Here is a 21,186-nt window from a genome sequence, read left to right as displayed (position 1 = left end):
AGCTGCTTCATGTTGGGGGAATACGTGACCATCAAGAAAATCCTGGTCGCCAACCGGTCCGAAATCGCCATCCGCGTCTTCCGCGCTGCGAACGAACTGGGCATCACAACCGTCGCGATCTTCGCCGAGGAAGACAAACTCGCCCTGCACCGGTTCAAGGCCGACGAAGCCTATCAGGTCGGCAAGGGCCTGGGCCCGATCGAGGCCTATCTGAACATCGCAGACGTCATCCGCATCGCCCGCGAGGCGAAGGTCGACGCCATCCATCCGGGCTATGGCCTTCTGGCCGAGAGCCCCGAATTCGCCGAGGCCTGCGCCGAGGCCGGCATCATCTTCATCGGCCCGTCGCCCGATACGATGCGGATGCTCGGCAACAAGGTCGCGGCTCGCAATCTGGCGATCGCCGCCGGCGTGCCGGTCATGCCGGCGACCGACCCGCTGCCGGACGACATCGAGACCATCAAGGCTGAGGCGGCCCGCATCGGCTACCCGCTGATGCTCAAGGCCTCCTGGGGCGGCGGTGGACGCGGCATGCGCGTCATCCGCGACGAGGAGACCCTGCTCAAGGATGCGATCACCGCCAAGCGCGAGGCGAAGGCCGCCTTCGGCAAGGACGAGATCTATCTGGAGAAGCTGGTCGAGCGCGCCCGCCACGTCGAGGTGCAGATCCTCGGCGACCAGCACGGCAACATCGTCCATCTCTATGAGCGCGATTGCTCGGTGCAGCGCCGCCACCAGAAGGTCGTCGAGCGCGCGCCCGCGCCCTACCTGTCGGACGCCGAGCGCAAGGGCATCACCGATTACGGCGTCGAGATCGCCAAGGCCTCGAACTATTACGGCGCCGGCACCGTCGAATTCCTGATGGATGCCGATACCGGCAAGTTCTACTTCATCGAAGTGAACCCGCGCATCCAGGTCGAGCACACCGTCACCGAGCAGGTGACCGGCATCGACATCGTCAAGGCGCAGATCCACATCGCCGAGGGCGCCGCCATCGGCACGGCCGAATCGGGCGTGCCGAAGCAGGCCGACATCCGCCTCAACGGCCATGCCCTGCAGTGCCGCATCACGACCGAAGATCCCGAGCAGAACTTCATCCCGGATTACGGCCGCATCACCGCCTATCGCGAGGCGTCCGGTTTCGGCATCCGCCTCGACGGCGGCACCGCCTATTCCGGCGCGGTGATCACCCGCTTCTACGATCCGCTGCTCGAGAAGATCACCGCCTGGGCGCCGACGCCGCAGGAGGCGATCGCCCGCATGGACCGCGCGCTGCGCGAGTTCCGCATCCGCGGCGTGGCGACCAACCTGACCTTCGTCGCCAACATCATCAACCACCCGCAGTTCCGCGACAATTCCTACACGACGCGCTTCATCGACACGACGCCGGAGCTGTTCTCGGCCGTGCGTCGGCGCGATCGCGGCACCAAGCTGCTCAACTACATCGCCGACGTCACCGTCAACGGCCATCCGGAGACGCGCGGCCGCGTGCGCCCCAAGGCCGATGCCCTCGCCAAGGTGATTCCGCAATTCGCGGCCGAACCAGCGCCGGGCACCAAGCAGTATCTCGACGCCCACGGCCCCGAGGCGCTCGCCCAGTGGATGCGCGCGGAGAGCCGCGTGCTCGTCACCGACACGACGATGCGCGACGCGCACCAGTCGCTGCTCGCGACCCGCATGCGCACGCATGACATCGTCGGCATCGCCGATGCCTATGCGCGCGGCCTTCCCGGGCTGCTCAGCCTCGAATGCTGGGGCGGCGCCACCTTCGACGTCTCGATGCGCTTCCTGACCGAGGATCCCTGGGAGCGTCTCGCCATGGTGCGCGAGCGCGCGCCGAACATCCTGCTGCAGATGCTGCTGCGCGGCGCCAACGGCGTCGGCTACACCAATTACGCCGATAACGTCGTCAAGTTCTTCGTCAAGCAGGCAGCCGCCGGCGGCGTTGACCTCTTCCGCGTGTTCGACTGCCTGAACTGGGTCGAGAACATGCGCGTCTCGATGGACGCCGTGCGCGAAGAGGGCAAGGTCCTCGAGGCGGCGATCTGCTACACCGGCGACATCCTCGATCCCGACCGCGCCAAGTACGATCTGAAGTACTATGTCGCGCTCGCCAAGGAGCTGGAGAAGGCCGGCGCGCATGTCATCGGCCTGAAGGACATGGCCGGCCTGCTGAAGCCGGCCGCCGCCAAGAAGCTGATCACGACGCTGCGCGCCGAGACCGACCTGCCGATCCATCTGCACACGCATGACACGTCGGGCATTTCGGCCGCGACCGTGCTGGCGGCGGTGGAAGCCGGCGTCGACGCCGTCGACGCGGCGATGGACGCGCTCTCCGGCCTCACCTCGCAGCCATGCCTCGGCTCGATCGCCGAAGCCCTCAAGGGTTCCGAGCGCGACACCGGGCTCGATCCTGACGCGATCCGCAAGATCTCGTTCTACTGGGAAGCAGTGCGCGGCCAGTACGCCGCCTTCGAGAGCGACCTCAAGGCCGGCGCCTCGGAAGTCTATCTGCACGAGATGCCGGGCGGCCAGTTCACCAATCTGAAGGAACAGGCCCGTTCGCTCGGTCTCGACACGCGCTGGCACGAGGTGGCGCAGGCCTATGCCGACGTCAACCAGATGTTCGGCGACATCGTCAAGGTGACGCCGTCCTCGAAGGTCGTTGGCGACATGGCGCTGATGATGGTGTCGCAGAACCTCTCGGTCGCCGATGTCGAGAACCCGGCCAAGGACATCGCCTTCCCGGATTCCGTCGTGCAGATGATGCGCGGCGATCTCGGCCAGCCGCCGGGCGGCTGGCCGGAAGGCATCCAGAAGAAGGCGCTGAAGGGCGAGAAGCCGTCGACGGCCCGTCCGGGTTCGCTGATCGCTTCGGCGGATCTCGAGGCCGAGCGCAAGACGGCCAAGGAGAAGGTCGGCAATGGCGACATCGACGATTTCGCCCTCGCCTCCTATTTGATGTACCCGAAGGTCTTCACGGACTTCGCCAAGGGCCTGCAGAACTGGGGACCGACCAGCGTGCTGCCGACGCCGGTCTATTTCTACGGCCTGCCGGTCGGCGAGGAGATCCTGGTCGAGCTCGAAAAGGGCAAGACCATGGTGATCCGGATGCAGGCCATCGGCGACGCCGATGAGGAAGGCCTGATCCGCGTCTTCTTCGAGCTGAACGGCCAGCCGCGCGTCATCAAGGTCCCCGACCGGGCCAATGCCGGCTCGGTCGTCGCCAAGCGCAAGGCCGAGGACGGCAATCCGAACCATGTCGCCGCGCCGATGCCGGGCGTCGTCTCGACGCTCGCCGTCAAGGCCGGCCAGACGGTCAAGGCCGGCGACGTGCTGCTGTCGATCGAGGCGATGAAGATGGAAACCGCCATCCACGCCGACCGCGACGGTACCATCGCCGAGGTGCTGGTCCACGCCGGCAGCCAGATCGACGCCAAGGACCTTCTGGTGGTGTTCGGCTGACAAAAACGGGCGCCTGTGCCTCGACGGAGACAGGCGCCCGAAGCTCACTGCGTGTGACGGCCGATGGCTGCCTTGCAGTAGGGTCCGAAGATCTCGTTGAGTCGTTCGATGATCCGGGGATCCGCGAGAACGGCGGCATCGGAATATTTATCCCGGCAGAACGTGAAGGCGTCCTTGTCGTTCTTGCGCGCCAGGGCATGCGAATAGCAGATCGTCAGCGTGACGATAAAGGCCAGCACGGCCAGGCTCACCAGCCCCGTTTCGTCGTGCTTCTTGCCGAACAGATAGACTGCGACGACGCCCAGCAAGGTCAGGATCGCCGGAACCAGCTGGCCGGCAATTGATTCCTGGCTGGATCCGCTGAGATCCCCGACCATCGCACCGATCAGGGCGATGCTGAACAGCACCACGGCAGCCTCGACGCCCCCGATCGGGGCCGGGCGCCAGGGAGCCGGCGAACGGTGACGCCTCAGATAGAAGAAGAGTGCCATGGTGACGGCCGCCACCAGTAGGGCGACGATCATCATGATGCCGAAGCGCCAGATGACGAGCTTCCACACCGAAACCGAGAATTCGAAATCGCTCATCACATCTGCGACTTGAATTCGATGATCGGCGGCTTGCCGTCCTCGACCTTGCCGCGGGCAGTGAAGGAGGCGGGGTCATTCCATTGCAGGATGACGGCCCCCTTGCCTTCCGGGATCTTGCCGGCGAACTGGCCGAGCCAGTCATGCAGGCGCTTGGTGTCGTGGCTGGACAGGGTCGCCTTCGGCGCGCCAAAGACAGGCGTCGTCAATTTCATGCCGGGCTGAACACAATCGGCCAGCGTCACATAGGCTGCTTCGGAAGGCAGCGACGCATAGGCGCGCGCTTCCTCGATGCAACGCAACTCCGCCGCGACAGCCCCGCACGGCACCAGACAGGCGAAGACGAAGAAAGACCCGACGTACCGCATCATCCATTCCTCTCTGCGCAACAGGAGAAGGGCATGCTGACGTTGGGTAAATTACTGTGTTTCCGATCGGGCTGCAAAAGCGGGAACGACGAGACAACCAGCGGGCCGACAGGAATTCCCCTAGCCGGACCGGAACTCGGCCAGCGTCCCGACAAGGCTCAATGGCAATACTTCTTGCCGGCACCCTTGCCGCGCTGGCGCAGGTCGAGGTGGTAGTGATCCTCGTGGTAGCCATCCGAGCCGGGGCCGAGCACGGTCATGAACTTGTCGCAGGCCGAGACGCGCGCCGCCTTCAGGAAACTGTCTTCCTTCTCCGTGCGGTCCTTGGCCTTGGTCACCGTCACCCAGCGGCCACCGATCTCGAAGGCGCCGATGTCGACGGCGTTCAGGAAGGCATGCTCGGAAAGCTGGGCGTTGGCGACCCGGTTGCGACCGCGACAGGAATAGGAGTCGGCGATGCGCAGCCCCGTGACACGCCCCCCGAGCAGCGCCTGCGCTGAGGGCTGGATATCTTCCTCGATCCAGCGCGCCAGCGTCGTCGCCACCGCACAATTGACCTTGGCGGCCGGGCTCAGATCGATCGCCCCGCCCTCCAGTTCGCTCACATCGAACGGATCCGGACCACCGCAACTGCCGGACTGGATCGCCGGGAGAGCCTTGGCGGAGATCTTCATGCTCGCCATCGACGCACGGCAGGCGGCGAGCCCCTCCGGCAACGCTGGCGTGACGGTCGGGATCATCGCCGCCATCACGATCTCGGGCTTTCGCCGCGGAGTCGGTAACGGCGCCGGCAGATTGGCTGGCGCACGCCCGACTTCGTCAAGCGGCCCTTCCCCGGCCGTCGCGGCGGCCTCCGGCGACGCGATCGCCGCCTCCTTCTGCGGCGGCGGCAACCGGTCGGATTTCTTCAGGCTGCCGTCGGTGTTTCGCCCGCCCGCTTCACCGGGCGCCGGCTTCAGCGCGCTCGGCAGGACGGGCGGCGCGAACGCCAGCTGTTCGGCTGTCGGCGGATCGGCAGGAACCGCCCCGGCCAACGCCGCCGCCGCGCCCGCCGCCAGGGCAGGATCCGCCGGCACGGTTTCGGTCGTCACTTTTTCGACGGCGGCATCGGCGGGAGGCGGAATCGCCACCAGACCGGCTGCCTTGCGCTCGCTCTCGGGCTTGGAGCGGGGCAAGGGCGTCGCCGGACGGTCCGCAACAACCGGCGCCGGCGTGACCGGCACGGCGACAGCGGCGACCGGGGGCTCTGCCGCGGCGTCCGGACGGCGCGCCGGCAATGGCATCGCCGGCGACGCGTCGCTCTTCGCGCCTTCCGGCAACGCGGCCTTCGCCTGCGGCGCGGCCGGGGTGGCACGCTGCGTCCGCCGCTTCGCCGGCTTGCGCTCGGAGCCCGGGTCCACCTTGGGGATGATCTTCTGGAACAGTTCGTCCGGGCTGATCGCCCGCGCTTCGATCGGCATCGCGGTCACGAGAAAGGCGGCCAGCAAGCCGCCTATCCCGGATCGGACATGTCGCCATCGTGCCATGTTCGCGCCCGTCTCGTTTGTGCCCAACGTCGCCTCACAGCCGAAATCCTGCTGTCTTCAATGCGCGGCGCTGGCCATCCGTTCCGACCGGCGGACAACTACCAGTCGAAGGCGTCCGTCACGTTTCGCCGGCCGACCAGCATCGCGTCGGCCACCAGCCGCAGCGGCGATCCATCGACATCGCTCTTGCCCGACGCGAGCAGGTCAGCGAAATGCGCGTAGATCCGCTCATATTCCTCGCTCGGCGCCTCGACGACCAGCTTGCCATCGACCTCCAGCGCCGCGCCGCCCTTGTAGAGGCGAAGCTTCTTGCCGTCGGCCGTCTCGATGGTCATGTGCCACTTCTCGTCGCCCTGCTCGCGCCAGTCGAAATCGGCGGTGAGCGCCGGGGCGGAAGCGGCTGCGCTGCCGAAGACGAGCTTGGCGGCGATCGGCGTCTGACGGTTCGCCGGATAGGTCAGCTCCGCCGCCTTCACGAAAGGCGCGAAGGGCAGGATCTTGACGAAGATGGAGAGCGCGTTGATGCCGGGATCGAAGACGCCGAAGCCGCCCGGCTCCCAGACCCAGTCCTGGCCCGGATGCCACTTCTTGACGTCCTCGCGCCACTCGATCTTGACCGAGCGCACGCCTTGTTTGGCGAGCAACGCCTTCGCCTCGTCGACCGCCGGGTTGAACTGCGAATGCCAGGTGGCGAAGAGAACCTTGCCCTCAGCCTCGGCAAACGCCTTCAGATCCTCGAACTCGGCCAAGGTCGCCGCCGGCGGCTTCTCGAGCAGGACATGCTTGCCGGCAACGAGCGCCTCGCGTGCGATCGCATGGCGGACATCCGGCGGCGTGTTGACCGAGACGATGCCGATCTCCGGCATCGCCGCGTAGAGCTCGGCCGCCGTCTTGAAGCTCGGAACGCCGTTATGGCTCAGGCCGCGCTGACTGACGACGGCGGCGACCTCGAAGTCGCCGCTCTTGTCGATCACCGGCAGATGCTGGTCCTGCGTGATCTTGCCGAGACCGATGATCGCAATCTTATGCTTGGCCATTCATTCCGCCCTGAGTGCATTTTCTGAACCATTGCGCGATCTAACACGATGGCGCGCCGGTTCGTAAAGCACCGGACCGGTCGGAGGGAATCCCGCCTTCACCTCTCCCGCCGGGAGAGGTCGGCTCGAAGAGCCGGTGAGGGGTTGAGGAGCCATCCGGTGGGGCCGTAAACCCTCCCGCCGCCCTGCGGGCGTCGATCCCTCAGGGAGAGGCGAAGGAAGATCCTATCGCCCGGGAGCGCCTGTCGGCTTGACGAAGACCGCCAGCCGGTGCTCGCCGACATCGCGCTCGACCTCCTGCCAGCCGCGCGCGAGGTAGTAGGCTGCCTTGTCGGCGCTGGCGCAGAGATAGACGCTCTCGTGCCCGAGCGCCGCCGCTTCGGCGAGGATGCGATCGCTGAGCGCCGTGGCGACGCCGCGCGAGCGCGCCTCCGGCTCGACCCACAGCGCCGCCAGCCAGGGTGAATATTGCGGCCGCTCCTCGAGGTCGCTGTCGATCAGCAGCGCCGAACCGACAAAGTCGTCGTCGCGATGGGCGACGATGCCGAGCGGGATGGCATCGTTGCGGAACTCGCGCAGGTGGCCGAGCAGGGTCGAAAGCGGCTCGCCCGCCTCGCGCCACCAGGCATGCCACATCCGGTCGGCGACGGTGCCGATGAAGTCGGATCGAAGCGCGAGGCTCGAAAAGGCGAGATCCGTCACTGGAACTGGCTCCGCAAATCCACGGTATCCCGAACGCCTATATCGTCGAAATGCGCAGCGAGCCAGTCCCCGGCCGCCGCACGGCCCGCCGCATGCAATTCCTCGAAGAAGGCGCGCGACGTATCGAACTTGGTCGAGGCGGAGAAGCGTTCGAGCGCTCTGCCGGCGTCGATGCGGTGCACTCGGTTGCGACGGTAGCGCGCCGGATCGAGCCGGCCCTCGTCGAGCATGCGGTTGACGAAGTCGATGGCGCGGAATTCGCGCAGGAGCGAGGCGTTGAAGGTGATCTCGCTCATCCGCTCGAGGATCTCCTTGGCCGAAATCGGCACGGCGCTGCGCTCGATCGGGTTGATCTGCACCAGCAGGATGTCGGTCGCCTTCGTCTCGGTGAAGAACGGAAACAGCGCCGGATTGCCCATGAAGCCGCCGTCCCAGTAAGGCTCGCCGTCGACGACGACGGTCTGGAACAGATAGGGCAGGCAGGCCGACGCCATCACCGCCTCGGCCGTGATGCCATGGCCGGAGAAGACCTTGATCTTGCCGGTACGGACCGCCGTCGCCGAAATGAACAGCTTCGGCGCGTCCGCGGCGCGCAGGCGATCGAAATCGACCAGTTCCGCGACGATCTCGCGGAGCGGATTGATGTTCATCGGGTTGAAGCCATAGGGCGAGGCGAAATTGGTCATCGCCTCGATCATGTGGAAAGGCTGCATGGCCGGCATCCGCCACGCCCCCATCCAGGCCTCCATCAGGTCGCGCGCCGAGGCGCCGGGACGACCGGCGGCGCTGACCCGCATCCAGAATTCGCGGAGCCGCGCCCGTCCGCCGGCCGCGCCGTCGCGCGCCAGCCCGTCGGCGAGCGCCACCGCGTTGAGCGCGCCGGCGCTGGTGCCGGAGATCCCCTCGAAATCGAGGCGTCCATCCTCCAGCAGCCGGTCGAGCACGCCCCAGGTGAAGGCGCCATGCGCGCCGCCACCCTGCAGGCCGAGATTGAGGATCTTGCGCCCTTCCAGCGTGACCGTCATGCCGCGGTCCAGCCGCCGTCGATCGACTGCAGCGAACCGGTGATCGAGCGGGCGCCGTCCGTGGTGAGGAACAGCGCCAGCGCCGCCACTTCCTCGACGGTGACGAATTCCTTGGTCGGCTGCGCGGCGAGGATGACGTCCTTCTTGACCTGCTCCTCGGTCATGCCGCGCGCCCTGGCCGTATCGGGGATCTGCTTCTCGACCAGCGGCGTCCAGACATAGCCGGGGCAGATGGCATTGACGGTGATGCCCTTGTCGGCCACTTCGAGCGCGACGGTCTTGGTGATGCCCGCGATGCCGTGCTTGGCGGCGACATAGGCGACCTTGAAGGGCGAGGCGACGAGCGCGTGCGCGGATGCCGTCGAGATGATCCGGCCCCAGCCCTTCTGCTTCATTGCCGGCAGCGCCAGGCGGATGGCGTGGAAGGCGGCCGAGAGGTTGAGCGCCAGGATCAGGTTCCACTTGTCGACCGGGAACTCGTCGACCGGCGCGACATGCTGGACGCCGGCATTGTTGACGAGCACGTCGATGGCGCCGAATTCCCTTTCGACATCGCGGATCATCCCGGCGATCTCGTCTTCCTTGGTCATGTCGGCGCCAAAGTAGCGCACCTCGACGCCAAACTCGGCCGCAAGGCCCGCCCGGAGCTTCTCGATCACCGCCGGATCGCCGAAGCCGTTCAGCACGACATGCGCGCCGGCCCCGGCGAGCGAGCGGGCAATGCCAAGCCCGATGCCCGAGGTCGAGCCCGTCACCAGCGCGACCCTGTCCTTGAGATGGCCGTCCTTCGACATGAATTCGTCTCCTAGAGGGAGGAAAAGGGGTGAGAAGTGACCGAGACGACCATATATTGCGGTGCAGCAGCAAGGGAAGGCGTGCGGCAATCGGCGCGGAGTCGGCCTCTTCGTCGATCCATGCTAGAACGCGGCGCGCGGAAAGATACTCCACGCGGCTTGAGGAAGAGACGACCAGAATAGGGCGGCCATGAACGAAGCAGACCGGGTCGTGCTCGAACATCGCGACCATGACCACGACCATTGCGCCCGCGACGCCATCGCCCATGCTGAGGCGATCTCGGCCGCCGAGGGGCTGCGCTTCACCGAGCAGCGCCGCAAGGTTTTGGCGGCGCTTGCCGAAAGCCATGTCCCCGCGAGCGCCTATGACGTGATCGACCGGCTCGCCGTCGAAGGCCCGCGCCCGGCGCCCGTCTCCGTCTATCGCGCCCTCGATTTCCTGGTCGAGCACGGCTTTGCCCACCGCATCGAGAGCCGCAACGCCTATATCGCCTGCTCGCGCGGGCCGGAGGGGCACGACAAGCCCGGCCATGGCGCCGCCACCGTGTTCCTGCTCTGCGAGAACTGCGGCGCCGCCGGCGAGGCCTCGTCCGCCGCGCTGACCGACGCCCTCGCCGCCGTCACCAAGGCCGCCGGTTTTGCGCCGCGCGCGCCAATCATCGAGATCCGCGGCCTATGCGCCCGCTGCCGCGAGGCGGCGTAGGAAGATGTCTGGCAAAGCCCTCCTTCCCCCGAGCCCCAAAAGCCCTCGCCGGCTCGCGGGTGAGGGCTTGCTTGCAACCGACTTTCCGAATTCGCGCCTCCGGCGCCCCCTCACCCCAGCCCTTCCCCGCACAGCGGGCGAGGCAGCGACAGCGCGTGATCTCGCATGAATGACATGACCCCCGCCTCCGAAACGCTCGCCGGTCCGCTGCCGCGCCGCCACGCCACCTCCGTCCGCGTCGGCAAGGTCCGCGTCGGCGGCGACGCGCCGGTCGTCGTGCAATCGATGACCAATACCGACACGGCCGACATCGACGCGACCGTCGCCCAGGTCGCGGCGCTCGCCCGCGCCGGCTCGGAGCTAGTGCGGATCACCGTCGACCGCGACGAGGCGGCGGCGGCCGTGCCGTTCATCAAGGAAAAGCTGCTCGCGCGCCGCATCGACGTGCCGCTGATCGGCGACTTCCACTATATCGGCCACAAGCTCCTGACCGATCACCCGGCCTGCGCCGAGGCGCTCGACAAATACCGCATCAATCCCGGCAATGTCGGCTTCGGCGAAAAGCGCGACCGCCAGTTCGCCACCCTGATCGAGCTCGCGATCCAATACGACAAGCCGGTCCGCATCGGCGTCAACTGGGGCTCGCTCGACCAGGACCTGCTGACCCGGCTGATGGACGAGAACGCGGCTTCCGCTGCGCCGATCTCGGCCGCCGCCGTGATGCGCGAGGCGATCTGCCAGTCGGCCATCCTCTCGGCGAACCTTGCCGAGTCGATCGGCCTGTCTCGCGACAAAATCATCCTATCGGCCAAGGTGTCGAACGTGCAGGATCTGATCGCCGTCTATCGCGATCTCGCCCGCCGTTCCGACCATTGCCTGCATCTCGGCCTCACCGAGGCCGGCATGGGCACCAAGGGCATCGTCGCTTCGTCCGCCGCCATGGGCATCCTGCTGCAGGAGGGCATCGGCGACACCATCCGCGTCTCGCTGACGCCGGAGCCGAACGGCGACCGCACCCGCGAGGTGCAGGTGGCGCAGGAACTGCTGCAGACCATGGGGTTCCGCGCCTTCCTGCCGATCGTCGCCGCCTGCCCCGGCTGCGGCCGCACGACCTCGACTGTGTTCCAGGAACTGGCAAGCCGGATCCAGGAGGATATCCGCACCTCGATGCCGATCTGGCGTGAGCGCTATCCGGGCGTCGAGGCGCTGAAGGTCGCGGTGATGGGCTGCATCGTCAACGGCCCCGGCGAATCGAAGCATGCCGATATCGGCATCTCGCTGCCCGGCACCGGCGAGACGCCGGCCGCCCCCGTCTTCATCGACGGCAAGAAGGCGGTGACGCTGCGCGGCCCCGCCATCGCCGACGATTTCCGCAAGCTGGTCGGCGAGTACATCGAGAAGCGCTTCGGGCTCGGCTCGAAGGCGGGCGAGGCGGCGGAGTAGGACTACCCTCCCCGAAAACGCCAAGGCGTTTTCGACGCTCCCTCAAGGGGAGGGTTCAAGCGGAGTTCGTCCCGATGCTTCGGCGATGAACCTGATAGACAGCTTCGATATTCTGCATCACCTCGAGATTGGTCAGGCGCAGGACCCGGAAACCTCGCGCTTCGAGCCATGCAGTGCGTCGGACATCAGCGGCCATCGCCTCATCCGAAAAATGCTGGCTGCCATCAATCTCGATGACCAGGCGTCGCTCGGCACAGAGAAAGTCGACAATGTAGGGGCCGATCGGGACCTGGCGGCGGAATTTCAGGCCCTCTGCACCACGAGCACGCAGTCGTAGCCAGAGCCGGAGCTCCGCTTCCGTCATGTTCCGGCGCATGGTCCGGGCAAAAGAAAGCTGGCGAGGATCTACGCTGCGCCGGCTCATCTCGGCCTCCCAAGATCATCGTCCAGCTCCGCGCCATTCCATTGCTTCAGCAAGCTCCGCTTGAACCCTCCCCTTGAGGGAGGGTCAAAACGGGCGAAGGCCGTTTTGGGGAGGGGGCGTTCGGACGGCGCCTCTCCATCTCCCCCGTTTACTGCCCTTACGGTTGCGTTTAGATCTCTTCTCCCTTCTTTCGCCCGACGAGGTTCGATCGTGACCCGCATCCTGCCCCTGCGCCTGTTATGTGCCCTGGCGCTGATCATCCTGCCGTCGACCCTGGCACTGGCACGGACGCTTTCCGGCGAGGTGACCTATCGCGAGCGGATCGCCCTCGATCCGCGCGCCAGGATCACCGTCCAGCTGGTCGACGTCTCGCGCGCCGATGCGCCGGCGAACGTCATCGCCCAGCAGCGAATTCGGTCGCGCGGCAAACAGGTGCCGTTCGCCTTCAAGCTCACCTACCGCGCCTCGAAGATCCGCCCGGGCCGTCGCTACGAATTGCAGGCCCGGATCGAGCGCGGCCCCGAACTGCTGTTCATCAACCAGACCGCCATTCCCGTCGAACCGCTGAAGACGCGGGGACCGGTGACGATCCTGGTGCAGCAGGCGTCCGCCCGGACGGGCGCCACGCCTCCACCGCCCAGCCCGGCCCCGGTCCCGAACCCGGCTCCGACGCCGGCGGCGGCGTTGCAGGGCACGGAGTGGCTCGCCGAGGACATTGGCGGCCAAGGCGTGCTCGCCATCGTGCAGTCGACGCTGGCGATCGAGGCGGGCGGCAAGATCTCCGGCTCGGGTGGCTGCAACCGCTATTTCGGCACGGTGACGGTCAAGGACGGCGCCCTCAAGGTCGGCCCGCTCGGCGCGACGCAGATGGCCTGCGTGCCGGCGCAGATGGAGCAGGAGCGGAAGTTCCTCGACGCGCTGTCGGCGACGCAGGGCTATCGCCTCGACGGCGCCAAGCTGGTCCTGCTCGATGGCCGCGGCCAGCCGCTCGTACGTCTCGTCAAGAACAAGGCCTAGCTCAAGGCGGCGCGTCAGGCGCCGCGATGGGCGACGAAATGCGCCGCCGCGGCCAGGGTCGCGGCGCGCTCGCCAAACGGCGCCAGCAGCGCCTCGGCCTCGGCGACGAGCTCGTCGAGCATGGTGCGGACGCGCTCCACGCCGTAAAGCCCGACCAAGGTTCCCTTGCCGCGGGAAGAGTCCTTGCCGGTCGCCTTACCGAGCGCCTCGGGCGTCGCCGTCTCGTCGAGGATGTCGTCGGCGAGCTGGAAGGCCAGGCCGATGATCTCGCCGAAGCGGCGGATGCGGCCGCGGTCCGCCGTCGAGGCACGGCCGAGAATGGCGCCAGCCTCGCAGGAGAAGCGGATCAGCGCGCCGGTCTTCATCGCCTGCAGCTGGCGGATCGACGCCTCGTCCGGCGCCTCCGTCTCGGCCTGCAGGTCGAGCATCTGGCCGCCGGCCATGCCGCCGAGGCCGGAAGCGCGGGCAAGCCCGAGCACCAGCTCTGCCCGCACCAGCGGATCGGCCGTGGTCGCGGGATCCGCCATCAGGTCGAAGGCCAGCGTCTGCAGGGCATCGCCGGCGAGGATGGCGGTCGCCTCGTCATAGGCGCGATGCAGGGTCGGCTTGCCCCGGCGCAGATCGTCATCGTCCATGGCCGGCAAGTCATCGTGGACAAGGCTGTAGCAATGCAGGCACTCGATCGACGCGCCGATGCGAAGCGCGCCGGCGCCGTCCTCGCCGAACAGCCGCGCCGCCTCGATCGCCAGGAACGGGCGCAACCGCTTGCCGCCGCCCAGCGCCGCATAGCGCATGGCCTCGACCAGCCGCGCCGGCCGGGCGATTTCGCCTTCCGCCGGGCTCTCGACCAGAATGGCTTCCAGGAGGGTTTCGGTGGCGGCGGCGGCGTCGGTGAGACGGAGCTGGAATTCGTCGTCGAGCAGAACCAAGATTGCCTCATGCGAACGAGGGAGATGCGGCAAGCCTTGCCGCTTCCGGCGGGCCGCCGTCAAGCCGTCCCGCCGTTCTGGGGTGCGTCACTATCCCTTCTGCGGAGGCGCCGCACCAAGAGCGCGATTGCTCCCGGCGGCCGGGCCGCCTATTGCTGGGCAACTCCTATCGACCAAAGCGCCGCATGACGACTTCCTCCGCTTCGCCCTCGCCAAACGCTTTCCGCCTCGACATCAATCTGTTGCGGGCGATCGCCGTCGTCGGAGTCGTGCTCTTCCACTTCCGGATCGGCCCGGTGACGGGCGGTTTCGCGGGTGTCGACCTGTTCTTCGTCGTCTCCGGCTATCTGATGACGCGGATCATCGCTGACGGGCTCGATCGCGGCCGCTTCTCGCTGCTCGGCTTCTATGCGGCGCGGGCGCGGCGGATCGTGCCGGCGCTCGGCGCCCTCTGCCTCGTCCTGCTGCTGTTCTCGCAATTCCTGATCGACCCGCTGACGCGCCGCGAGATCGCATCCGGCATCGCCGCGTCGATGCTGTTCGTGTCGAACTTCGCCTATTGGGGCGAGGCCGGCTATTTCGACCTGGCCGCCAAGGAGAAATGGCTGCTGCATACCTGGTCGCTGTCGGTCGAATGGCAGTTCTATCTGGTCCTGCCGCTCGTCATGCTGGCGCTGCGCTACCTGCTGCCCGGCCGCAACTGGCTGATCGCGGCGTTCTGGACCGGCATGATCCTGTCCTTCGCCCTCGCGGTGTGGCTGGCGCCGACGCGCCCCGTCTTCGCCTTCTATCTGCTGCCGACGCGCGCATGGGAAATGCTGGCCGGCGGCCTGGTCTACCTGCATCTCGGCGAGCGTCGGCCGGGACCGCGCCTTTCGGCCGGCCTGGCGCTTGCCGGCCTCGCTTTGATCGCCATCGCCTTTGTCGGCCTCGACGACCTCGTCGCCTGGCCGTCCTTCGCCACGCTGCTGCCGGTCGCCGGCGCCGTGCTGGTCCTGGTCGCCCGCCAGGAAACCGCGCCCGGCCTCGACAGCCAGGTGCTGCGGGCGCTCGGGCTCTGGTCCTATTCGATCTATCTCTGGCACTGGCCGATCGTCGTCGGCCTGGCCTATTACGGCTTCGGCGGCACGCTGGTCGCGCTCGCCGGCATGGCGGCGACGCTGGTTCTCGCCGGGCTCTCCTATCGGTTCATCGAGACACCGTTCCGCCAGAAGCCGGCGCGCGACGCCCGGGTGCATCGGCCGCGCGCGATCATGCTGGGCGGCCTGGTCGTGCTGGCCGGCACGACGACGGCTTCCTTCGTCGCCGCCAGCGGCCCGATCTCGCCGCGCGACACGCTGGCCGCCCGCATGATCGCCGCCGAGGAGGCGATGGCCGACGGCGCCTATCCGCCGGAATGCGGCGGCTACAGCTTCAAGGGCGCGCTCCGTCCCTGCGTGATCGGCGAGCCGGCCGCCACCAACATCCTGTTCATCGGCGATTCGCACGCCGAGCTGTTCTATACGCATTTCAAGGAAGGCCGGCCGGGCCACGCCTTCACCTTCCTGACCTATGGCGGCTGTCCGCCGCTTCCCGATGTCGATCAGGTCATGCCGGGCGCGCGCTGCCATACCTTCTTCGATGCGGCCTGGGCGCGCGCCGAGAGTGGCGACTATCAGGAAGTGGTGCTGGCGGCATACTGGCCGATTTATCTCGATCCCTATCGGCGGCATGGCGCCAACAACCACCTGCTCTGCTTCGATCATGACGGCGCCTGCCGGTTCGAGCACGACGCGGCCGACTACCGGCGCGAAATCCAGGCGACCTTCGAGCGGCTGGCGGAGCGGATTCGTGGCCTGCGCGACAAGGGCATTGCCGTGACGGTGGTGATGCCGATCCCCTATGCGGCGATCGACATTCCGCGCAATTCGGTGAAGCGGGCCTTCCTGGGGGGCGAGCCGGACGCGCTGGCGCCAATCGGGCTCGAGGCGACGCGCCAGGCGGCGGCGGAGGCGCGCGGCTATCTCGAGGCGCTCGCCGCCTCGTCCGGGGCCCGGCTGGTCGATCCGCTCGAGGCGATGTGCGACGCGGCGACCGGTTGTCCGGTGTCACGCGACGGCGTGCGGCCGGACTATCGCGACACCAACCATCTGACGGCGCGCGCTATTCGCGATGGCCGCCTCGACTTCATCGACGCGGCCATTCTGAGGCCATAGCGCGCTACCGGACGGCGGATAGCGCTTCCGCCCGGGATAAGGCCCGCGAGCGGTGTGTCGGGCCCGCCATTCGCGACGGCGGGCCGATCGATGGTCAGGCGGCTTCGACAGCTTCCGCCGCTTCGAGCGCGACGGCGACCGACTGGATGATCGCGGCGAAGCGCACCGCGGTCTGGATCACTTCGGACGACACATTCGCCTTGCGCAGGATCGCCTCATGGCTGTCCATGCACATGCCGCAGCCATTGATGGCGGACACGGCGAGCGACCAGAGCTCGAAGTCCAGCTTGTCGACGCCGGGATTGCCGATGACGTTCATGCGCAGCTTTGCCGGCATGGTGCGGTATTCGGTATTCGCGACCAGATGGCTGAAGCGGTAATAGACGTTGTTCATCGCCATGATCGACGCGGCCGACTTGGCGGCGGCGAGCGCTGCCGGCGACAGATGCTGCGCGGCCTCGGCCTCGAGCGCCGACTTGACCACCGGATTGCGGCTGGCGATCGCGCAGGCGACGATCAGGCCGTATTTCTGCTGCGGCGGCAGCGTCTCGTCGGAGGCGAGCGTCGACAGGTTGAGGCGGACGTCCTTGGCGAAATCCGGGATCCGGGACTTCAGCTGATCGATCGACATGGGAAACCTTTGGCATCGCGCCGGCGGTCCCGTCCGGTCGACGGGCGGATCGCGAGGGCGCTTGAAACACGGATCGGACGAAGCTCGTCGCAGGGTTCCGGGCGGGCAGCCATGCCTTGGCACGACCGCCCGTCCGGCTATTCCAATCAGGCCGCCAGCGTGGCGCCGCCGACTTCGCGGTTGCACGGGCAGAGCTCGTCGGTCTGCAGGGCGTCGAGGACGCGCAGCGTATCCTTCGGGTTACGGCCGACGTTCAGGTTGGTCGCGTAGCTGTGCTGGATCGTGCCTTCCGGATCGACGATGTAGGTGACGCGATAGGCGACGCCGTCCGGCGAACGCACGCCGAGGCCATCGACCAGCGAGCCATTGGTATCGGCGAAGTTCCAGATCGGCAGCCGGTCCAGGTCCTTGTGATCGCGGCGCCAGGCCAGCTTGACGAACTCGTTGTCGGTCGAGCCGCCGAGGACAACTGCGTCGCGGTCCTCGAAATCGCCGGCGAGGCGAGCGAATTCGGCGATCTCGGTCGGGCAGACGAAGGTGAAATCCTTCGGGTAGAAGAAGATGACCTTCCACTTGCCGGGGAAGCTCGCCGCCGTGATCGTCTCGAAGGCGCTCTCGCCGTTTTCCTCGTGCTGGTTGAAGCCGGGCTTGACGCCGGTAACCGAGAATTCAGGCAGCTTGTCGCCAATGCCGAGCATTCTAATCTCCTGTCCAGAACTGGATCGGGTTGCAAGATATCGCAGCGCATCCAAGAAGTTAGATTCGCTGCTGCAGGTGCGAAGAGATCCCATGCGCCGGTGCTTCGGTCAAATCGTAATAACCGAAGCGTGCCATCGGAAAACTCGATTGTCGTTCCGCCGTACGGCCGCTATAGCAGGACCATGTTGCTCCCGACGCTCCGCCAGATGCAGTATTTCGTGGCCCTCGCCGAGACCGGCTCGTTCAGCCGCGCGGCGGCAGCGTCGCATGTCACCCAGTCGACCCTTTCCGATGCCATCCGCCAATTGGAAGAGATCATCGGCGTCAGCCTGATCGACCGTTCCAACCGGGGATTGTCGCTGACCTCGGCGGGCGAGGAGACCGTTCGGCGGATGAAGACGCTTCTGGTCGATGCTCGCGAGATGGTCGACGCCGCCCGCGCCAGCCAGGCGCCACTCTCCGGTCGCATCCGCCTCGGCGTCATCCCGTCGATCGCGCCCTATTTCCTGCCGCGCGCCCTGCCCGACCTGCGCCGGGCCTATCCGGACCTCCGGCTGCATCTGCGCGAGGATCTGACGCGGACGCTGCTGGACGACCTGCGCGCCGGCCGGCTCGATATCTGCCTCATCGCCTTCCCGGTCCAGACCGACGGCCTTGCGAGCGAGATCATCGCCGAGGACACGCTGCTGCTCGCGGTCGACGAACATCATCCGCTCGCCGGCCGCCGCCAGGTTCGCCGCGAAGAACTGGCCAACGAGACGCTGCTCCTGCTGGAAGACGGCCACTGCCTGCGCGATCACATCCGCGCCGTCGCGCCTGCCCTGGCCGACCGGCAGAACGAGGAGATCCGGGCCTCCAGCCTGTCGACGCTGGTCCAGATGGTAGACAACCAGCTCGGCATCACCTTCCTGCCGCGCATCGCGGTCGAGGCGGGCATCCTGTCGGGCACCGACATCCAGCTCCTGGAACTGGCCGGACTTCCCGCGCGCCGTTCGCTCGGCCTGGTCTGGCGCAAGGGATCAAGCCGCGAGGCGGATTTCCGGCTTCTGACCGCCTTCCTCCGCAAACTCGCCGTCGAGCCGGTTCCGCACCGACCTGCACTGGATGCCGCATGAGCCTCAGATTGCCGGCAGCCCTGTCTCGCCCCTTCGCCAATAGTCGGGGCCTCGTCGGCGTCGCGCTGCGTGTCGCACTGGTCGTCATCGCCCTGCCGCTGGTGCTGACGCCGATCTACGCCTTCGTGCCGCCCGTCTCGACGCTGATGCTCTGGTCGGGCATCACCGGCCAGGGCATGGATCGGCGCTGGGTGCCGATCGACCAGATCGCCCCGGCGCTGGTCAATTCAGTGGTGATGTCGGAGGACGGCCAGTTCTGCAGCCATTCCGGCGTTGACTGGGGCGCCCTCAACGAGGTGCTCGACCGCGAGGGCGGTCCGTCGCGCGGCGCCAGCACGATCGCCATGCAGACAGTCAAGAACCTCTTCCTCTGGCAATCGCGATCCTATGTCCGCAAGGCGCTGGAAATTCCCCTCGCCTACTACGCCGACTTCATCCTGTCGAAGCGTCGCGTCATGGAAATCTACCTGAACATCGCCGAATGGGGCCCAGGCCTGTTCGGGGCGGAGGCGGCGGCGCAGTACTATTTCAAGAAGCCGGCGTCGAAACTGACGGCGCGCGAGGCCGCCCTGCTGACGGCCGCCCTGCCCAATCCGATCACCCGCAATCCGGCCAAGCCGACGCGCTATCTGCAGAACCGCGCCCGCAACATCCAGGCCAGGGCCCGCGCGGCGCGCGACTACGTCGGCTGCATCTGAGCGACGCTCAACGACCCGGATCCGGATCGGCAATGACGCTGACATGGGCGGCGACGATGCGCCAGCCGGCAGGCGTACGGACCCAGCTCTGCATCTGGCGGCCGACGCGGCCGGGAGCGCCGTCGCGCCGGAACAAGGTCGAGGCGGTGCCGAAGTCGCGGCCATAGGTCGTGATCACCGTGCGCTCCAGCGCACGCGCCAGGCCGGCCGGCGAGCGGCCGGCGCGGAACGCCTGGATCTCGGCATAGCCATAGAGATTCTCGCCGGCGCCGTAGCGGATCGTCGTCGGCGCGTCGAGGAAGAGCGCATCGAGCGTCTCGACGTCATTGCCGACCAGCGCCCGCTCGTAGCGGGCGAAGGCCGCCTCCAGCTCCGCCTTGATCTCCGGAATATCGATCTGCATCGGCATCTTTCGGTCGCGGCGACGATCGCAACGCGCGGGGTCGCGACGGCACCCACACGAAAAGCGACAGACATCTGGCCTATCGCGCATCGCAGGCTATAACGGGGGCGCCGTTTTTCAACTGTCGGCCCCACGCCGAAAATCCGGAGACCGTCCCTATGCCGCTCGACACTGCCGCCCGCTTTGCGCTGCCCGAGGACGCGGAGGCCGCGACGCTCGTCGGCCGCGTTTTCCGTCCCGACGTCGACGGCCCGTCGGTCGTCGTCCTGCGCGACGGCCAGCTGATCGACATCACCGCCTCCGTCGTCACCATGCGCGATCTCTGCGAGGAGCAGGATCCGGCCCGCGTCGCCACGACGGCGGACGGTGAGCTGGTCGGCAGCTTCGAGGAAATTCTGGCCAACACGCCGCTCGCCAACCGCGACCCGTCCAAGCCCTATCTGATCGCGCCGATCGACCTGCAGGCCGTCAAGGCGGCCGGCGTCACCTTCGTCGTCTCGATGCTCGAGCGCGTCATCGAGGAGCAGGCCCGCGGCCTGCCCGAGCGCGCCAATGCGATCCGCTCCGAGATCACCACCACCATCGGCGACGATTTGGCGGCGCTGCGCCCCGGCTCCGAGCAGGCCATGGCGCTCAAGAAGCTGCTGATCGAGAAGGGCATGTGGTCGCAATATCTCGAGGTCGGCATCGGCCCCGACGCCGAGATCTTCTCGAAGGCCCAGCCGATGTCAGCGGTCGGCCACCTCGCCGAGATCGGCATCCATCCGATCTCGACCTGGAACAATCCCGAGCCGGAAGTTGTGCTGGTCGTCTCCTCGGCCGGCAAGATCATCGGCGCCACGCTCGGCAATGACGTCAACCTGCGCGACGTCGAAGGCCGCTCGGCTCTGCTGCTCTCTAAGGCCAAGGACAACAACGCCAGCGCCTCGGTCGGCCCGATGATCCGCCTGTTCGACGGCGGCTTCTCGCTCGACGACGTGCGGCAGACCGAGGTCCGGCTGACGGTTGACGGCGAGACCGACGGCTTCCGCCTCGACGGCTCCAGCGCCATGTCGAAGATCAGCCGCGACCCGGAAGACCTGGTCAAGCAGACGGTCGGCAAGAACCACCAGTATCCGGACGGCTTCGTGCTCTATCTCGGCACGATGTTCGCGCCGGTGCAGGACCGCGACGGCCCCGGCCAGGGCTTCACCCACAAGGTCGGCGACATCGTCACGATCAGCGCGCCGAAGCTCGGCAAGCTGTCGAACCGGGTCGTGCTCTGCCCCGACGCCGAGCCCTGGACCTTCGGCACGGCGGCGCTGATGCGCAACCTCGCCGGCCGCGGCCTGCTCTGAGCCCGGCGCGCGTCGCAAACGAAAACGGCCCTCCCGCGCAGGGAGGGCCGAAGCCTTCAGGGATGGGCGCCGCGATGGCGCGGGCCTC

The 21,186-nt window shown here is 67.3% G+C and carries 20 protein-coding genes; 8 read left to right on the top strand and 12 right to left on the bottom strand.

What is annotated here, in order from left to right; translation table 11 throughout:
- The first annotated feature begins 24 nt into the window (after positions 1-24).
- Positions 25-3,465, top strand: a complete 3,441-nt coding sequence (gene pyc, locus G342_RS0111435) for a pyruvate carboxylase (protein WP_026304342.1) — start codon at positions 25-27, stop codon at positions 3,463-3,465.
- 44 nt (positions 3,466-3,509) lie between these two features.
- Here the strand turns inward: pyc and G342_RS0111430 are convergent, their stop codons facing one another.
- From G342_RS0111430 to G342_RS0111400, 7 genes are all read right to left on the bottom strand, one after another.
- The gene (locus tag G342_RS0111430; protein WP_018183279.1) at positions 3,510-4,052 is read right to left on the bottom strand and encodes a hypothetical protein; all 543 of its coding nucleotides are present in this window, start codon (positions 4,050-4,052) and stop codon (positions 3,510-3,512) included.
- Entirely contained in the window at positions 4,052-4,423 is a 372-nt protein-coding gene (locus G342_RS0111425; protein WP_156830896.1) for a hypothetical protein, read from the bottom strand. Before G342_RS0111425 ends, G342_RS0111430 begins: the two co-directional genes overlap by 1 nt.
- A gap of 155 nt (positions 4,424-4,578) precedes the next feature.
- Entirely contained in the window at positions 4,579-5,907 is a 1,329-nt protein-coding gene (locus G342_RS25280; protein WP_018183277.1) for an extensin-like domain-containing protein, read from the bottom strand.
- A 137-nt stretch (positions 5,908-6,044) separates the two neighbouring features.
- The gene (locus tag G342_RS0111415; protein ID WP_018183276.1) at positions 6,045-6,983 is read right to left on the bottom strand and encodes a Gfo/Idh/MocA family protein; all 939 of its coding nucleotides are present in this window, start codon (positions 6,981-6,983) and stop codon (positions 6,045-6,047) included.
- A gap of 225 nt (positions 6,984-7,208) precedes the next feature.
- The gene (locus G342_RS0111410) at positions 7,209-7,685 is read right to left on the bottom strand and encodes a GNAT family N-acetyltransferase (RefSeq protein ID WP_018183275.1); all 477 of its coding nucleotides are present in this window, start codon (positions 7,683-7,685) and stop codon (positions 7,209-7,211) included.
- Positions 7,682-8,710 carry a patatin-like phospholipase family protein gene (locus G342_RS0111405; protein WP_018183274.1) on the bottom strand — a complete coding sequence of 343 codons (1,029 nt, stop codon included), beginning with the start codon at positions 8,708-8,710 and terminating at the stop codon, positions 7,682-7,684. The genes G342_RS0111410 and G342_RS0111405 overlap by 4 nt, the downstream gene beginning before the upstream one ends.
- Entirely contained in the window at positions 8,707-9,504 is a 798-nt protein-coding gene (locus G342_RS0111400; protein WP_018183273.1) for a 3-hydroxybutyrate dehydrogenase, read from the bottom strand. The genes G342_RS0111405 and G342_RS0111400 overlap by 4 nt, the downstream gene beginning before the upstream one ends.
- 190 nt (positions 9,505-9,694) lie before the next feature.
- Between G342_RS0111400 and G342_RS0111395 the strand changes: the two genes are divergently transcribed.
- Positions 9,695-10,207 (top strand): transcriptional repressor, encoded by a 513-nt coding sequence (locus G342_RS0111395; protein ID WP_018183272.1) that lies wholly within the window; start codon positions 9,695-9,697, stop codon positions 10,205-10,207.
- Between the two features lie 174 nt (positions 10,208-10,381).
- Positions 10,382-11,650, top strand: coding sequence for a flavodoxin-dependent (E)-4-hydroxy-3-methylbut-2-enyl-diphosphate synthase (ispG, locus tag G342_RS0111390; protein ID WP_040878784.1), 1,269 nt, complete (start codon positions 10,382-10,384; stop codon positions 11,648-11,650).
- A gap of 55 nt (positions 11,651-11,705) precedes the next feature.
- Here ispG and G342_RS25685 read toward each other — a convergent pair whose 3' ends face one another.
- Positions 11,706-12,074 (bottom strand): endonuclease domain-containing protein, encoded by a 369-nt coding sequence (locus G342_RS25685; protein ID WP_083931206.1) that lies wholly within the window; start codon positions 12,072-12,074, stop codon positions 11,706-11,708.
- Positions 12,075-12,284: 210 nt separating this feature from the next.
- Between G342_RS25685 and G342_RS23920 the strand changes: the two genes are divergently transcribed.
- Positions 12,285-13,091 carry an META domain-containing protein gene (locus G342_RS23920; protein WP_018183269.1) on the top strand — a complete coding sequence of 269 codons (807 nt, stop codon included), beginning with the start codon at positions 12,285-12,287 and terminating at the stop codon, positions 13,089-13,091.
- Positions 13,092-13,105: 14 nt separating this feature from the next.
- Here the strand turns inward: G342_RS23920 and G342_RS0111375 are convergent, their stop codons facing one another.
- Positions 13,106-14,020, bottom strand: coding sequence for a polyprenyl synthetase family protein (locus G342_RS0111375; protein ID WP_018183268.1), 915 nt, complete (start codon positions 14,018-14,020; stop codon positions 13,106-13,108).
- 185 nt (positions 14,021-14,205) lie between these two features.
- Here G342_RS0111375 and G342_RS25275 point away from each other — a divergent pair, with 185 nt between their 5' ends.
- Complete coding sequence (locus G342_RS25275) at positions 14,206-16,215, top strand: acyltransferase family protein (RefSeq protein WP_018183267.1); 2,010 nt, start codon at positions 14,206-14,208, stop codon at positions 16,213-16,215.
- 94 nt (positions 16,216-16,309) lie between these two features.
- Here the strand turns inward: G342_RS25275 and ahpD are convergent, their stop codons facing one another.
- Together ahpD and G342_RS0111360 are read right to left on the bottom strand one after the other, a co-directional pair.
- Complete coding sequence (gene ahpD, locus G342_RS0111365) at positions 16,310-16,846, bottom strand: alkylhydroperoxidase, AhpD family (RefSeq protein WP_018183266.1); 537 nt, start codon at positions 16,844-16,846, stop codon at positions 16,310-16,312.
- A 146-nt stretch (positions 16,847-16,992) separates the two neighbouring features.
- Positions 16,993-17,544: a peroxiredoxin gene (locus tag G342_RS0111360; RefSeq protein WP_018183265.1), complete on the bottom strand. Its 552-nt coding sequence runs from the start codon at positions 17,542-17,544 to the stop codon at positions 16,993-16,995.
- 183 nt (positions 17,545-17,727) lie between these two features.
- Here G342_RS0111360 and G342_RS0111355 point away from each other — a divergent pair, with 183 nt between their 5' ends.
- Both G342_RS0111355 and mtgA read left to right on the top strand, forming a co-directional pair.
- Complete coding sequence (locus G342_RS0111355) at positions 17,728-18,660, top strand: hydrogen peroxide-inducible genes activator (protein ID WP_018183264.1); 933 nt, start codon at positions 17,728-17,730, stop codon at positions 18,658-18,660.
- Positions 18,657-19,358 (top strand): monofunctional biosynthetic peptidoglycan transglycosylase, encoded by a 702-nt coding sequence (gene mtgA, locus G342_RS0111350; RefSeq protein ID WP_018183263.1) that lies wholly within the window; start codon positions 18,657-18,659, stop codon positions 19,356-19,358. Before G342_RS0111355 ends, mtgA begins: the two co-directional genes overlap by 4 nt.
- Positions 19,359-19,365: 7 nt before the next feature.
- On the opposite strand, the gene hpxZ is transcribed toward mtgA, so the two are convergent.
- Positions 19,366-19,761 (bottom strand): oxalurate catabolism protein HpxZ, encoded by a 396-nt coding sequence (gene hpxZ, locus G342_RS0111345; RefSeq protein WP_018183262.1) that lies wholly within the window; start codon positions 19,759-19,761, stop codon positions 19,366-19,368.
- 158 nt (positions 19,762-19,919) lie between these two features.
- On the opposite strand from hpxZ, the gene G342_RS0111340 reads away from it, so the two are divergent.
- Positions 19,920-21,098: a fumarylacetoacetate hydrolase family protein gene (locus G342_RS0111340; RefSeq protein WP_018183261.1), complete on the top strand. Its 1,179-nt coding sequence runs from the start codon at positions 19,920-19,922 to the stop codon at positions 21,096-21,098.
- Positions 21,099-21,186: the final 88 nt, after the last annotated feature.

Source organism: Kaistia granuli DSM 23481, from assembly GCF_000380505.1.
Lineage (GTDB): Bacteria > Pseudomonadota > Alphaproteobacteria > Rhizobiales > Kaistiaceae > Kaistia > Kaistia granuli.
The sequence above is the reverse complement of the archived record's forward strand: the minus strand, read 5'-3'. Positions and strand labels throughout refer to the sequence as shown.

Coding starts and splice junctions, on each gene's coding strand:
- G342_RS0111430 (WP_018183279.1), bottom strand. CDS start 4,052: ATGAGCGATTTCGAATTCTCGGTTTCGGTGTGGAAGCTCGTCATCTGG.
- G342_RS25685 (WP_083931206.1), bottom strand. CDS start 12,074: ATGAGCCGGCGCAGCGTAGATCCTCGCCAGCTTTCTTTTGCCCGGACC.
- G342_RS0111425 (WP_156830896.1), bottom strand. CDS start 4,423: ATGATGCGGTACGTCGGGTCTTTCTTCGTCTTCGCCTGTCTGGTGCCG.
- G342_RS0111400 (WP_018183273.1), bottom strand. CDS start 9,504: ATGTCGAAGGACGGCCATCTCAAGGACAGGGTCGCGCTGGTGACGGGC.
- ispG (WP_040878784.1), top strand. CDS start 10,382: ATGACCCCCGCCTCCGAAACGCTCGCCGGTCCGCTGCCGCGCCGCCAC.
- hpxZ (WP_018183262.1), bottom strand. CDS start 19,761: ATGCAGATCGATATTCCGGAGATCAAGGCGGAGCTGGAGGCGGCCTTC.
- mtgA (WP_018183263.1), top strand. CDS start 18,657: ATGAGCCTCAGATTGCCGGCAGCCCTGTCTCGCCCCTTCGCCAATAGT.
- G342_RS0111340 (WP_018183261.1), top strand. CDS start 19,920: ATGCCGCTCGACACTGCCGCCCGCTTTGCGCTGCCCGAGGACGCGGAG.
- G342_RS0111355 (WP_018183264.1), top strand. CDS start 17,728: ATGTTGCTCCCGACGCTCCGCCAGATGCAGTATTTCGTGGCCCTCGCC.
- G342_RS0111395 (WP_018183272.1), top strand. CDS start 9,695: ATGAACGAAGCAGACCGGGTCGTGCTCGAACATCGCGACCATGACCAC.
- G342_RS0111415 (WP_018183276.1), bottom strand. CDS start 6,983: ATGGCCAAGCATAAGATTGCGATCATCGGTCTCGGCAAGATCACGCAG.
- ahpD (WP_018183266.1), bottom strand. CDS start 16,846: ATGTCGATCGATCAGCTGAAGTCCCGGATCCCGGATTTCGCCAAGGAC.
- G342_RS25275 (WP_018183267.1), top strand. CDS start 14,206: ATGACGACTTCCTCCGCTTCGCCCTCGCCAAACGCTTTCCGCCTCGAC.
- G342_RS0111405 (WP_018183274.1), bottom strand. CDS start 8,710: ATGACGGTCACGCTGGAAGGGCGCAAGATCCTCAATCTCGGCCTGCAG.
- G342_RS0111360 (WP_018183265.1), bottom strand. CDS start 17,544: ATGCTCGGCATTGGCGACAAGCTGCCTGAATTCTCGGTTACCGGCGTC.